We start from the raw sequence: 13,834 nt of genomic DNA on the forward strand, positions 1-13,834 counted from the left end.
TCACACTCAGAATTGATAGCCCACACCGGCGTAGTAACCCCAGCCGTTGGAGCGGGCGCGGAAATTACCGTCGCCAAAGTTCAGCTCGCTGCCGTCTTCCCAGTTGCCGCCGTTGTGGAAGTAACGGCCGACCAGGGTGAAACGCAAGTGAGTGAACGAATACAACAACACGTTTGTTGCAACCAGGGAGTTGGCGGTGCGCGCGGGGTTGTCTTTGTGCAGGTCCGAGCCGAAATCGTAGTTGGTGAAGCCGATATAGGTCAGCGAGGCACCATTGTCGAAGCTGCCGATGGGCACGATGTACTTCATCTGCGCCCGGTAGCCGTCCCACGAGTATTCGTTGCTGGCGCCGTAGTTTTCCCACTGGTAGCGGCCATAGAAGTTCGCCGACAGGTTCACCCGCGAGTGGGTCTCGATGTCGGTGCCCAGGCCGCTGTACAAGGTGTTGGCGCGGTTGGCCTTGTTGCTGCCGTGGTCGTAGATCCAGTCAAACGCCACGTACCATTCCTTGAACGGCCCGATGGCCAGGCTGCGGCCGGCCAGGTAGTCGATGGAGATACGCGGTTCGTGTTCCATGAACACCGGGGAACCGTGGTCCCAGGCACCTTTGTCATTGCTGTTGCCGATGCCGAAGATCTTCGGGATATCGATGTAGCCATACAGTTCGAACGGGCCCTTGCGGCCGAAATATTCGTACTCCAGGTAAACGTCATCGGCGGGTTTGGGGCCGAAGCTGATGTCTTTGCTGCCGATGACCGTCAGGTCCTGGTTGAACCAGTCCGACAGGTACACGCCTTTTTTCGAGGGGCTGGCTTCCGGGGCCAGGGTTTCGCCCTGTGCTGAGTCATCGGAGGGTTTTTCCTGCGCCAAAATGGGTGCGCTGAGTACTCCCGTAACGGCAGCCAGTAGCAGGGAAACAGCAAAAGGAGTAGCCGACGCGGTTCGTCTGGAAGTGGGGTGCATTGAAAATCCCTGTTCTTACGCGGTTTGGGCCCGATTCTTCGGGTTGAGGTGAACTTGGCTGCCAAGTTCGTTCCGCAAACGTTTGCACAGGTTGTACCAATTTGTGTCAATTGCATGAAGGAATTGAGAAAAGTGGGAAATAGTCGGCCTTTTGGTCAGAAACCGGAGGGGTCGGCTAAACGCGCTTGTGGCATCCTGAAGGGCCTCGCACTGGGAGCCATCCGATGTTCGATCATTATTTGAAACGCTGGAAACTCACCCCCGAGGGTGACGCGATCATCACCCACAGCAGCGATCTGCTGCCGGTACGCTGTGACGGCCAGCCGGCGATGCTCAAGATCGCCCGCGAGCCCGAGGAAAAACTCGGCGGTGCGTTGATGACCTGGTGGGCGGGCGAGGGCGCCGCACGGGTATTTTTCCATGACGACGATGCCGTGGTGATGGAGCGCGCGACCGGCCCGGGTTCACTGATGCACATGGCCCTCAATGGCCACGACGATGAAGCCAGCCGCATTGCCTGTGCCACCGTGGCTTTATTGCATGCCCCACGCCCGTCGCCGCCGGAGGGTTTGCATTCATTGGAGCAATGGTTTGAGTCCCTGTGGCTCGCCGCTGAGCGCAAAGGCGGGCTGATACGCGAGTGCGCCACCACGGCGCGCAACCTGCTGGCGTCGCCCCAGGAACAGGTGGTGCTGCACGGTGACGTGCACCACGACAACATCCTCGACTTCGGCCCACGGGGTTGGCTGGCGATCGACCCCAAGCGGGTGACCGGCGAGCGCGGCTATGACTACGCGAACCTGATCTGCAATCCGGATTTGCCCACGTGCACCGACCCTGTGCGATTTGCACGCCAGGTCGAGGTCATCGCCCGGGCAGCGGGCCTGGAGCGCCAGCGTCTGTTGCAATGGGTGATGGCCCATGCCGGTTTGTCCGCGGCCTGGTTTCTGGAGGATAACGAGCGGCACCGGGCCGATGTAGACCTGGAAGTGGCCCGCCTGGCTCAGTGGGCCTTGGTAAACGGCAGCGCCTGATCACCGTTGCGGTTGAACAGGTACGTCGCGGTTTCCCGGCGATACTCGCTGGGCGTCTGGTTCATCTCGATGCGAAAGTGCCGGTTGAAGTTGGAGAGGTTGGCGTAGCCCACTTCAAAGCAGATATCCGCCACCGACATGTCGCTTTGCAGCAACAGGCGGCACGCGCGCTGCACCCGGAACTTGCGCATCAGGTCGATAAAGCCGTGGCCGGTGACGCGCTTGAAGAAGCGCGAAAACCCCGGCTCGCTCATGTCCAGGCGCTGGGCGATGACCGACAGCCTTAAGTCGCCAGTCAGTTCCGTCATCAAGTATTCGAAGGCCTTGTGGATACGCTCCGAGCTGCGGGCATCCAGGCTTGGCGTGTAGCAGGCGCTGGCCAGGCAGTGGGTTTCCCGGTCGGGCGCCTGCATCAAGGTATGCAGCAACTGGATGAACAGAATCAGGCGCGCCAGCCCTTGGGCAGGGCCGATGGATTCCAGCAGATGCGCAGCCTTCAGGGCGGTCTCGCCGGTGAATTCGAGGCCGCGACGGGCCCGGTCAAACAGGGGTTGCAGGTCACCCAGCTCCGGCAGGGTGCTGCGCAGGGCCAGCAGCGCGGCGCCGTCGAACTGCAGCACCACATCGCGGCCGGTCAGGTATTCGCCGGGCGCCAGGTCGCCGATCCAGTCGTGGGGCAGGTCGGGGCCGATCAGCGCGACGTGGCCGGCGCCAAACGCACCGATATAGTCACCTGCCACCAGCTTGCCGCTGCCCTGGCGGATCAGGTGAATCTCGAATTCCGGGTGATGGTTCCAGCGGGCGAGTTCGAACGGATAGTCATGTTCGTACCAGCGAAAGCCATGCTCGGGCTCGGCCAGAATCACTTCCAGCTCGGCGGGGCGTTGCTCGAAAAGGGCGGAGCGGCTTGCAGGCATGGGCTTGGCCCTTCTGAGCTTTTTGGAATGGGACCAAAATACGCCCTTTGCCCAGGCAGCCGCTACCCCGGGTTTTGCCCGCCACTGATACTTTTTTGATTTCGTGGTGGCGGTTAAAAAAGTATCAGTCAGGCATCCGCCATGCGTTTGTCCAGCCCTGGGCAAGCTGCTGTAATCGGGTCGTCAACAACAAAAACAATAAGTGGAAACCGCCATGTTCAAGATTTCGAAAGCGCTGTTCCTGCTCTCCGGCCTCACGCTGGCAATCGCCGCCCACGCGGCCGAAACCGTGACCATCGCCACGGTCAACAACAGTGACATGATCCGCATGCAACGCCTGTCCAAGGTGTTCGAGCAACAACACCCCGAGGTGAAACTCAATTGGGTGGTGCTCGAAGAAAACGTCCTGCGCCAACGCCTCACCACTGACATCGCCACCGAGGGCGGCCAGTTCGACGTGCTGACCATCGGCACCTACGAAACCCCGTTGTGGGGCGCCAAGCACTGGCTGGAGCCGATCACGCCACTGCCCGCGGACTACGACGTAGACGACATCTTCCCCGCCGTACGTCAGGGCCTGTCGGTGAACAACACCCTCTACGCCTTGCCGTTCTATGGCGAAAGCACCGTCACCTATTACCGCACCGACCTGTTCAAGCAGGCAGGCTTGACGATGCCCGAGCACCCGACCTGGACCCAACTGGGCGAGTTCGCCGCCAAACTCAACCAACCCGCCAAGGATCAATACGGCATGTGCCTGCGGGGCAAGGCTGGCTGGGGTGAAAATATCGCGCTGCTGAGCACCATGGCCAACGCCTTTGGCGCCCGCTGGTTTGACGAACAATGGAAGCCCGAGCTGACGAGCCCCGAGTGGACCGCCGCGGCGAACTTCTACGTCAATACCCTGAAAAACTACGGCCCGCCGGGCGTCTCCAGCAACGGCTTCAACGAAACCCTGGCGCTGTTCAACAGTGGCAAATGCGCGATCTGGGTGGATGCCAGCGTCGCCGGCTCGTTCACCACCGACAAAACCCAAAGCAAGGTCGCCGACAGCGTGGGTTTTGCCGCCGCCCCCACCGAGGTTACCGACAAGGGCTCGTCGTGGCTCTACGCCTGGTCCCTGGCGATCCCGGCCACCTCCAAACACAAGGACGCCGCCAAAGCCTTCATCACCTGGGCCACCTCCAAGGAATACATCCAGTTGGTGGCGGACAAGGACGGCATCACCAACGTGCCGCCGGGCACACGCCAGTCCACCTACAACGCGGCGTACCTGGCTGCGGCGCCGTTCGCCCAGGTGACCTTGCAGATGATGCAACACGCCGACCCGGCGCACCCGTCGGCCAAGCCTGTGCCGTACGTGGGCATCCAATACGTGACCATCCCCGAGTTCCAGGCCATCGGCACCTCGGTGGGCAAGCTGTTTTCGGCAGCGCTCACCGGTGGCATGACTGTCGACAAGGCACTGGCCGAGGCGCAGGCCACCACGACGCGCGAAATGAAACGCGCTGGCTACCCGAAATAATCACCTTAGGGACACTGCATTCATGAAACGACTGGAAGGTAAAAGCGCGCTGGTCACCGGCAGCGCCCGGGGCATTGGCCGGGCGTTTGCCCAGGCCTACATCAACGAAGGCGCCACCGTCGCCATCGCCGACATCAATCTTGCGCGGGCCCGGGCCACCGCCGCCGAATTGGGTCCTAAGGCCTACGCGGTGGCGATGGACGTCACCGACCAGGCCTCCATCGACGCGGCGATTGCTGCCGTGGTGGCGCAGGCCGGCAAGCTCGATATCCTGATCAACAACGCCGCCTTGTTCGACCTGGCACCGATCACCGAGATCACCCGCGACAGCTTTGACCGGCTGTTCTCGATCAACGTCGCCGGTACGCTGTTCACCTTGCAGGCGGCAGCCAAGCAGATGATCAAGCAGGGGCACGGCGGCAAGATCATCAACATGGCCAGCCAGGCCGGGCGTCGGGGGGAGCCGTTGGTGGCGGTGTACTGCGCGACCAAGGCTGCGGTGATCAGCCTCACGCAGTCGGCGGGGTTGAATCTGATCAAGCAGGGCATCAACGTGAATGCCATCGCCCCGGGCGTGGTGGACGGTGAGCATTGGGACGGGGTGGATGCGATGTTCGCCCGGCATGAAGGGCTGCCGCTTGGGGAGAAGAAAAAACGCGTCGGGGCCGAGGTGCCTTACGGGCGGATGGGCACGGCGGAAGACCTCACCGGCATGGCGATTTTCCTCGCTTCAAAAGAGGCCGACTACGTGGTTGCCCAGACCTACAACGTCGACGGCGGGAACTGGATGAACTGACGGCACTTGCTCCTGTACCTGGCCTTGTGCTTTTGTGCGCATGCCAGAGGAGAACGCCAAAATGACCGTCCCGAAAAACGCTGTTGCCTCATTTGATGTCGATGCCCAGAAGAGCTTCACGCCGCTGTGCCCCGCTGAACTGCCGGTGGTCGGCGGCGACCAGATCGGCGCCGAGCTCAACTATATGGCCAGCCTCGCCGGGCGCCGTGTGGGCAGCAAGGACGCCCACACCCCGCACGCGCCCTGGGTGGTCTCGCAGCACAGCGAGATGCTGCAACCCACCGGCCTGGTGCACGCCGATGTCACCTGGGTGGCCCACTGCGTGCCCGGCACCGTGGGTTTCACCCTGCTGGACGAATTGCCTGCGCCCTATGACTACGACTACTTCATCTGGAAAGGTGTCGAGCCCGACCTGCACCCCTACGGCGCCTGCTACCACGACCTTCACGACAAACTCTCCACCGGGGTCATCGAGTACCTCAATGCCCAGGGCATCCGGCGCGTAATCGTCGGCGGCCTGGCGCTGGACTACTGCGTCAAGACTACCGTCTTGCAGCTGTTCAAGGCCGGTTTCGAGGTGATCCTGCACCTGCCGGCGTGCCGTGGCATCAGCGAGGAGGGGGGTGTGGCAGCGGTTGACCACCTTGCACAAATCGGCGTGATGATCAGCCGCAGCCGGGAAGAACTGGCCGCGATGGTGGTGGGCGCTGTCGAGCTTTAGCGAGGATTATCGCGGTGTGACCGAGGTACCGAGTCGCCCGCATTGCGGGCAAGCCCGGCTCTCACACTAGAGCTTCATGCCGACTAAGACTTCCTGCTCCTTCCCCGCACTGTTGACGTTGACCGTACGCGCCACACGCACGCGGTCACCGTCAAACTCACACACCACCCGATCACGAAACGCCGTCTGCGGATAGATCCAGGTCATCTCCAGCGTCCGGGTATCCAGCCAGCGCGCGCCGGCAATAATCTGCGCGTCCTTGAACTCATAACCGTGGTGCAACGCCCGACCCGGCATGCTGGTGGTGCCGCTGACCCAGTGATCAATCCCTATTTCCAGGGCATGCACAGCCTTGCTGTCGGTCAGCTGGAAGCGCAGTACATTGCCCTCAACGGCAAACGCCACTTGCTGCACATCCAGGCCGTTCGGTTCTACCTGATAGACACCGGTGAAATCCGCCGGCCCGGCACACGCTGAAAGCAAATCAGGCCGCAGCGCCATGCTCGCCAACCGCCGCTCCAACCGCGCATCCGCGTCAGGTTTGACGTTGCAATCGCTGCCAAACGCCGCCGGAAAATGCCGCTCTACAAACGGGATCAGCTCCGCCGAATTCTTCATCCCGCCGATCACCACCAGCGTTGCGCCGTATTCGCGGAACACCATCGCCATCTGCACAAACACGCCCACCGCGCTGAAAGCCTGAGCCGGTTTCATCATCCAGTGATAACCGTAACGGCTGTCCGGCCCGCCTTGTGGCTGGGTGGCCGCAGCAACCCAGGCGGCCGGCAGAATCTGCTGGCCATTCCAGACGCCGCCTTGTGCATGCAGCACGGCCAGCTTGAGCATGGCCGACGTCGGTGCTTTCAGACCGTTCCCGCCGGGATTCACCCTATCGGGGCCGATGTCCCAGCGTTCATTATGGATGTCCAGCGGCACAAACAGCCGGGGCTTGAGGTACGCGTGCAAGGTTTGCCCGGTGACCTTGTTGATCAGCGCCGAGAGCATGTAACTCGCCGCACTGGTATAGACGTAGGTGGTGCCCGGCGCATAGGCCAGCGGGATCTTGAAGAATTCGGCAATCCAGCTGGTCTCGATTCCGCGCCACACCGAGCCCGAGGTATTGGCGGCGTGGCCGGTGCGCATGCTCAGCAGGTGTTCCACGGTCATGTCCGCCAGGCGCGGGTCAGCGGCCGCAGGTACGAACTCGGGGAAGAACTCCACCAGCCGGTCGTCCAGTTTCAGCAACCCTTCATCCAGGGCCAGGCCGATGGCGCAGGCGGTAAAGCTCTTGGCCACCGAGTGCAGTACCCGGGGTTCGTTGGGGTCCACCGGCCAGCTCCAGCCTTCGGCGACCACCTGGCCGTGGCGATGCAGCATCAGGCCTTGCAGGTCGAGACCGGCGGCTTTCACCTCATCGAGAAAGGCAATCAGGTGCTCGGGATCAACGCCGACGCTGCTGGCGCTGGCGCGGGACAAACCATCGTAGGACATGGGCATAAACAGGCTCGTGGGGGGAGGAGAGTCAACGGCTGCGGTGCACCAGCCGCGAATAGGAAATCAGCATGCTGGTCAGTTCCTGGCTGACGCTGGTGAGCGGTGATGAGCGGCGGCTGATCAGGCACACATCGCGGGTGGCCAACGGTTCTTCGATAGCGATGGTGGTCAGGGCGCTGGAAAACAGCTTCATCCCCGGCAGCATGCGCGGCTCGATGGTCAGGTAATCGGTTTCCGAGACGATGTGCAGGGTTTCCAGCAACGAATCGGTGGTGATCGCGATCTTCGGCGGCGCCAGGCCCTGGGTGCGGAACAGCTCGATCAAGCGGTTCTCCGCGCCGCCCACCACGCCGGCCGGGCGCACGCTGATCCACTGGCAGTCGGTGAGGGCTTGCACGGATTTTGCGTGGGCCTGGGGGTGGCCCTTGCGCGCAATGATGCCGGCGTTGGAGCTGTAGAGGCGGTCGATGGCCAGGTCGATATCGGCGACGTTGGGCGCCAGCGGGCACAAGACGAAATCCAGGCGGCCATCGCGGACTTTTTCCACCAGGCCCTTGGTGGTGCCGCTGGCCACGTGCACCTGCATGCGCGGGAAGCGCTGGGTGAAGTTGCTCAGTACCGGCAGCAGCAATTCGGCCAAGGGTTCGGAGGTCACACCCAGGGCGATATGGCCTTCGGGTTCGCCTTTCCAGGGTTGCAGGTCAAGCAGGGCGCGTTCGCAGTCGAGGGTGATGGAGCGGGCGCGGGCCAGGAACACTTCGCCGGCCGGCGTCAGGTTGATGCCCTGGTTGGAACGTTGCAGCAGCACCACCCCGAGTTCTTTTTCCAGGGTCTGGATCGACTGGGTCAGGGTGCTTTGCGCCACATCCAATTGACGCGCGGCAGAGCGGAAGCTGCCTTTTTCAACCACGGAGCAGAACGCACGAAGATGGGTGAGGGTCATGGCGGTTGGCTCAGTCAGTGCTGCATTTAAACCATTGAATGTCAGCCAGCTTATCTGATGACTCCAGGTGCGCACAGATCGGTATTGGCGATCACGATCATTATTTTTGATCATTAAAACCGCATCTTTTCCGGCTCAAGGCCCTGATTTCTCGGTACGGTAAGGCCAGGGCAACCCACGGACGGTTGATGATCGGATAAACCGAGCCCGATCACTCGGAGCGTTCTTCTCAAGTTCATCGGGTGGCGAATAAGATCGGTCCAGGAACATTCGCAAACCGTAGTCAGCGACTAAAACAACAACAACTATTCAGGTGTTCGGCCGTGCCTCTTTTTGGGTCCTGCCAGCGTCCGAACCCAAGCGTAAGGATCATTCAAGGTGCATTTATCATGAACAAGACTTTAATCCTGGCTGGCGCCTTGTCCGCCGCGCTGGTGGGCACTGCCCACGCCGAGAATCTGTTGAAGGTCGCGTTGAACGCCGACATTCGCAGCACCGAGCCAGGCGTCAATCGTGACACCAACTCCGACGCCGTCATCTTGCACATTACCGAAGGACTGGTGGCCTTCCGTGAAGATGCCACCGTCGGCCCGCTGCTGGCCAAGGACGTGCAGGTGTCCGACGACGGCCTGCGCTACACCTTCCACTTGCGCAGCGGGGTGAAGTTCCAGAACGGTGCGCCGTTGACCTCCGCCGAAGTGCTGTGGACCTGGAAGCACTACCTCGACCCGAAAACCCAATGGCGCTGCGCCCCGGAATTCGACGGCCATGGCGGCGCCAAAATCGTCGACATGAGCGCCCCGGACCCGCTCACCGTGGTGTTCACCCTGGACAAGCCCAACGGCCTGTTCCTCACCAGTACGGCACTGCCCGAGTGCGGCGGCAGCGGCATCCTGCACCCCGACTCGGTGGTCAACGGCCAATGGAAAGCCCCCATCGGTACCGGCCCGTTCCGCCTGGGCGAGTGGAAGCCCGGCCAGTACGTCGACCTGCTGCGCAACGCCGACTACACCCCGCGTGACGAGAAAGAGCCGGACGGCTACACCGGCAATAAAACCACCACCCTGGACCGCGTGCGCCTGCTGGTGATCCCCGACCCGGCGGCGGCCAAGGCGGCCTTGCTGTCGAAGAACGTCGACCTGCTGATTGACGTCACGCCGCTGGACGCCACCGAACTGGCCGCCAACCCCGGCATCAAGGTCACCTCCAGCGGCACCATGTCGGTCAACGCACTGTTGTTCCAGACCCGCGACCCGTTGCTCAAAGATGTGCGCCTGCGCCAGGCCATCGCCCACTCGCTGGACACCGCACAAATCGTCGCCGCCTTGACCGGTGGCCGCTCCCAGGCCAACAACTCGATGGTCGCCAGCGGCAGCCACTACCACCAGGCCATCGAGAACCAGGGCTTCGACTTCGACCCGGCCAAGACCGCCCAACTGCTGCGCGAAGCCGGCTATAAAGGCCAGCCGATCAAGCTGATCGTCAACAAGCGCTACGCCGCGATCTTCGACATGGGCGTGTTCGTGCAAGCCATGGCCAAGGCCAGTGGCCTCAACCTGGAACTGGAAACCCTGGAGTGGGGCACTCAGCTGGAGCGCTACCAGACCGGCAACTACCAGATGATGGCGTTCCCGTATTCCGAGCGCCTCGACCCGGCCCTGAGTTTCGACTCCATGACCGGCGACAAGGACAAGGAAGCCCGCAAGGTCTGGGACAACCCCCAGGCCCAGGAATGGCTGCGTGAAGCCCAGCGTGAGGGCGACATCACCAAGCGCCAGGCGCTGTTCGATCAATTGCACCAGCAGATGCTCAAGGACGTGCCGCTGATCCCGATGTACAACGGCAACGCCATCGCCGCCAGCCGCGACTACGTGCAGGGGCTGCGAACCTGGCCGGTGTCCAAGCCGCGCTTGTGGACCGTCAGCGTGCCTGCGACCGGGAGTAACTGAGGATGTTGCGTTTCATCTTCCAACGGCTGGCGATGTCGATCCCGACCTTGCTGCTGATCTCGCTGATGGTGTTCGCGATCATCCGGCTGGTGCCCGGCGACCCGGCGCTGCTGATGCTCGGCGACATGGCCGACGCCCACAGCCTGGAGGTCGCGCGTGCGTCCCTGGGCCTGGACCAGCCGTTGCCGCTGCAGTTTGTGATCTGGCTCAAGGCGGTGCTCAGTGGCGACCTTGGGCATTCCATCACCACCAATGAGGCGGTGTTGCCGCTGATCCTCGACCGGTTCCAGGTGAGTGCCGGGATCGTGCTGGTCTCGGTGTTGCTCGCGGCGTTGATTGCGGTACCGGCCGGTTTGCTCTCGGCCTGGAAACAGAACAGCTCCCTGGACTTTGGCGTGGTCTCCACCGCGACCCTGTTGCTGTCGATCCCGAGCTTCTGGCTGGGCCTGCTGTTGCTCTACGCGTTCGGTATCAAGCTGGGCTGGTTGCCGGTGGTGGGGTATGTGTCGTTCGGCCAGTCGCCGTGGCAGGCCTTGAGTTTTATCGTGCTGCCGATTGTCACCCTGACGTTGGTCGAACTTGGCGCGATCACCCGCATGGCCCGGGCCAGTGCGATTGAAGTGCTGCGCCTGGAGTACATCACCCACGCCCGGGCCAAGGGCCTGTCGGAACGGGCGGTGTTGTGGCGGCATGCGCTGCGCAACTCGTTTGCGCCGACCCTGACCCTGATCGGCCTGATCCTCGGCAACCTCCTCAGTGGCATCGCGGTGCTCGAAACCGTGTTCACCCTGCCAGGCATCGGCCGGCTGATGGTCGACGCCATCTACGCCCGGGACTACCCGGTGCTGCAAGGCTGCCTGCTGCTGGTGACCTTTGTTTATGTGCTGGTCAACCTGTTGGTGGACCTGCTGTACCCGCTCTTCGACCCCAGGGTTAAGTTATGAATAAGCCTCTACCTGCCGCACCCGAGGTGCTGTTGCCGGCACCGGCGCGTGCCCCCAGGGCCTGGCGTGTGCCGCCGCTGAACGCGCTGATCGGTGCGCTGCTGCTGGCCTTGTTGTTGATCATGGCCTTGCTGGGCCTGGTCTGGACGCCCCATGACCCGTTGGCCCTGAACCTGTTGGCGCGTTTGCAGGCGCCCACGGCTGCCCACTGGCTGGGCACTGACGAATACGGCCGCGATGTGCTGAGCCGCCTGATGATCGGCGCGCACACCAGCCTGTGGGTGAGTGTGTTGACGGTGACGCTGGCGATCACCGCCGGCACGGTGCTCGGCCTGCTGGCCGGATTCCTGCGGGGCTGGGTCGACCGTGGCCTGATGATGGTCAACGACGCATTGCTGGCGTTCCCCGGCATCCTGCTGGCCCTGGGCTTGATGGCGATCATCGGCCCAAGCCTGTACGGCATTGTCTTCGCCTTGAGCCTGGCCTACACGCCGTCGGTGGTGCGGGTGGTGCGCGGCACGGTGTTGTCGCTGCGCGAGAAAGAGTTTGTCGAGGCCTCGCGGGTGATCGGCAACTCCGAGCTGTACACCATGCTGCGGCACATTGCGCCGAACTGCGTGGCACCGGTGTGCGTACTGGCCACCAGCATGTTCGGCTGGGCGATCCTGGCGGAAAGCTCCCTGAGTTTCCTCGGCCTGGGCGTCCCGCCACCGGCCGCCACCTGGGGCAACATGCTCGCCGCCAGCCGGCCGTATATCGCCACGGCCAGTTGGCTGGGGCTGTTTCCCGGTGTCTGCATCGCCATGGCGTTGCTGGCGTTCAACCTGTGCGGCGATGCCTTGCGCGATCGTCTCGACCCGCGGATGAGTAAATGACCATGACTGACATCCTTCTGGCAGTCGACCAGCTGAAAATCCGCGTGGGGGCCAACGGCCCGCTGGCGGTCAACGACCTGAGCTTCACCATCGCGCCCGGCGAAATCGTGGCGCTGGTGGGCGAGTCCGGCAGCGGCAAGACCATGGCCGCCCGCGCCGCCATCGGCCTGCTGCCACCGCCGCTTGAGCAATGCAGCGGCCAGGTGCGCTTCCAGGGCCATGACCTGGGCAGCCTGGCGCCGGAGCAACTGCGCCAGTTGCGCGGGGCGAAGATCGGCATGGTGTTCCAGGAACCCATGGTGTCCCTCAACCCGTCCATGAGCATCGGCGAGCAAATGGCCGAGGGCCTGCGCCTGCACACCAAGCTGAGCGATGCGCAGATCCGTGAGCGCAGCCTGGAAATGCTCGGGCATATCGGCATCAAGGACGCCGAGCGTTGCCTGGCCGCGTTTCCCCACGAGTTCTCCGGCGGCATGCGCCAGCGCATCATGCTGGCCTCGGTGATGCTGCTGCGCCCGGCGTTGCTGATTGCCGACGAGCCCACCACGGCCCTGGATTGCCTGGCGCAACTGGACGTGTTGAAACTGATGCTCGACCTGACCCGCGAACAGGGCACGGCGATCCTGTTTATCAGCCACGACCTGTCGCTGGTGGCGCGCTACGCCGACAAAGTGGTGGTGATGCGCGAAGGCCGCGCGGTGGAGCAGGGCACCATCGAGCAGATCCTGCTGGCGCCCAAGGCCGAGTACACCCGCCAACTGCTGGAGGCGTTGCCTCGGCGCGGCACCCTGGCGGCCTTGCCCAAGGCAGACCGGCCGTTGCTGACTGTCAAGGACGTGTGCATCGAGCACCCGGGGCCGCGCAGCCTGTGGGGTCGCAGTCAGTTAAAACGGGTGGTGCATTCGGCCAACCTGTCCATCGCTCCCGGGGAAACGCTGGCGCTGGTGGGCGGCAGTGGCTCCGGCAAGACCACCCTGGGCCGGGCGATTGTCGGCCTGAACAGCCCGTGTTCCGGCGCCATCGAATTTGAAGGCGTGGACATTCTCAAGGCCGGCAACCGCGAGCATCGGCTGCAATGCCAGATGATTTTCCAGGACCCGTATTCGTCCCTCGACCCGCGCATGAAAATCGGCGACATCCTCGCCGAACCCCTGCGCCATGTGCCCGGCATGACATCAGCGCAACGGCGTGAGCGGGTGGCGAAAACCCTGCTGGACATCGGCCTGGCCGAGCAGTTTGTCGACCGTTTCCCGCACCAGTTGTCCGGTGGCCAGCGCCAACGGGTGGCCATCGGCCGGGCACTGGTGCGCCACCCGCGACTGGTGATCGCCGATGAGCCGATCTCGGCGTTGGACATGACCATCCAGAAGCAGATCCTTGAGCTGTTCGAACGCCTGCAGGCGCAGTACGGCTTTGCCTGCCTGTTCATCTCCCACGACCTGGCGGCGGTGGAACGCATCGCCCACCGGGTGGCGGTGATGAGCGAGGGCAGGGTGGTGGAAATGGGCGCCCGCGACGAGATTTTCGACCGCCCGCAACACCCTTACACCCGCAAGCTGCTGGCCGCCGCCAGCCCCTTGGAGAAACTTGAAAACGGTGGCTACCGCATCCGCCAGGGCCCCGTACCGCTAGCGCTGTAACCCAGGACTGACGTCACCCGCCGCGCAAATCGC

Annotated in this window: 12 protein-coding genes; 8 read left to right on the plus strand and 4 right to left on the minus strand. The window is 63.1% G+C overall.

Annotation, left to right across the window (positions count from 1 at the left end):
• Window positions 1-6 precede the first annotated feature (6 nt).
• A complete protein-coding gene (locus HKK54_RS24100) occupies window positions 7-963 on the minus strand; it encodes a nucleoside-specific channel-forming protein Tsx (RefSeq protein ID WP_029616012.1) in 957 nt (318 codons plus the stop codon).
• A gap of 224 nt (window positions 964-1,187) precedes the next feature.
• Between HKK54_RS24100 and HKK54_RS24105 the strand changes: the two genes are divergently transcribed.
• Entirely contained in the window at window positions 1,188-1,997 is an 810-nt protein-coding gene (locus HKK54_RS24105; protein WP_169388071.1) for an aminoglycoside phosphotransferase family protein, read from the plus strand.
• Here HKK54_RS24105 and HKK54_RS24110 read toward each other — a convergent pair.
• Window positions 1,967-2,914 carry a helix-turn-helix domain-containing protein gene (locus tag HKK54_RS24110; protein ID WP_169388072.1) on the minus strand — a complete coding sequence of 316 codons (948 nt, stop codon included), beginning with the start codon at window positions 2,912-2,914 and terminating at the stop codon, window positions 1,967-1,969. The genes HKK54_RS24105 and HKK54_RS24110 overlap by 31 nt on opposite strands.
• 214 nt (window positions 2,915-3,128) lie before the next feature.
• Between HKK54_RS24110 and HKK54_RS24115 the strand changes: the two genes are divergently transcribed.
• The 3 genes from HKK54_RS24115 to HKK54_RS24125 all read left to right on the plus strand — a co-directional run bounded on the left by HKK54_RS24115 (window position 3,129) and on the right by HKK54_RS24125 (window position 5,956).
• On the plus strand, window positions 3,129-4,439 hold the full coding sequence (locus HKK54_RS24115) for an ABC transporter substrate-binding protein (protein WP_169388073.1): 1,311 nt from the start codon (window positions 3,129-3,131) through the stop codon (window positions 4,437-4,439).
• A 22-nt stretch (window positions 4,440-4,461) separates the two neighbouring features.
• The gene (locus HKK54_RS24120; RefSeq protein ID WP_169388074.1) at window positions 4,462-5,235 is read left to right on the plus strand and encodes an L-iditol 2-dehydrogenase; all 774 of its coding nucleotides are present in this window, start codon (window positions 4,462-4,464) and stop codon (window positions 5,233-5,235) included.
• A gap of 61 nt (window positions 5,236-5,296) precedes the next feature.
• On the plus strand, window positions 5,297-5,956 hold the full coding sequence (locus HKK54_RS24125) for an isochorismatase family protein (RefSeq protein WP_010173227.1): 660 nt from the start codon (window positions 5,297-5,299) through the stop codon (window positions 5,954-5,956).
• Between the two features lie 66 nt (window positions 5,957-6,022).
• Here HKK54_RS24125 and HKK54_RS24130 read toward each other — a convergent pair whose 3' ends face one another.
• Entirely contained in the window at window positions 6,023-7,453 is a 1,431-nt protein-coding gene (locus HKK54_RS24130) for a serine hydrolase domain-containing protein (RefSeq protein WP_169388075.1), read from the minus strand.
• Between the two features lie 25 nt (window positions 7,454-7,478).
• The gene (locus HKK54_RS24135; RefSeq protein WP_003208132.1) at window positions 7,479-8,393 is read right to left on the minus strand and encodes a LysR substrate-binding domain-containing protein; all 915 of its coding nucleotides are present in this window, start codon (window positions 8,391-8,393) and stop codon (window positions 7,479-7,481) included.
• A 389-nt stretch (window positions 8,394-8,782) separates the two neighbouring features.
• Here HKK54_RS24135 and HKK54_RS24140 point away from each other — a divergent pair, with 389 nt between their 5' ends.
• The 4 genes from HKK54_RS24140 to HKK54_RS24155 are packed head-to-tail and all read left to right on the plus strand — an operon-like array spanning window position 8,783 to window position 13,801.
• Entirely contained in the window at window positions 8,783-10,342 is a 1,560-nt protein-coding gene (locus HKK54_RS24140) for an ABC transporter substrate-binding protein (protein ID WP_010173223.1), read from the plus strand.
• A 2-nt stretch (window positions 10,343-10,344) separates the two neighbouring features.
• Window positions 10,345-11,286, plus strand: coding sequence for an ABC transporter permease (locus HKK54_RS24145; RefSeq protein WP_003208135.1), 942 nt, complete (start codon window positions 10,345-10,347; stop codon window positions 11,284-11,286).
• Entirely contained in the window at window positions 11,283-12,161 is an 879-nt protein-coding gene (locus HKK54_RS24150; protein ID WP_003208137.1) for an ABC transporter permease, read from the plus strand. Before HKK54_RS24145 ends, HKK54_RS24150 begins: the two co-directional genes overlap by 4 nt.
• Window positions 12,158-13,801, plus strand: a complete 1,644-nt coding sequence (locus HKK54_RS24155) for an ABC transporter ATP-binding protein (RefSeq protein ID WP_169388076.1) — start codon at window positions 12,158-12,160, stop codon at window positions 13,799-13,801. Before HKK54_RS24150 ends, HKK54_RS24155 begins: the two co-directional genes overlap by 4 nt.
• Window positions 13,802-13,834 lie beyond the last annotated feature (33 nt).

It is taken from the genome of Pseudomonas sp. ADAK13 (genome assembly GCF_012935715.1).
In the GTDB taxonomy this organism is placed as follows: domain Bacteria; phylum Pseudomonadota; class Gammaproteobacteria; order Pseudomonadales; family Pseudomonadaceae; genus Aquipseudomonas.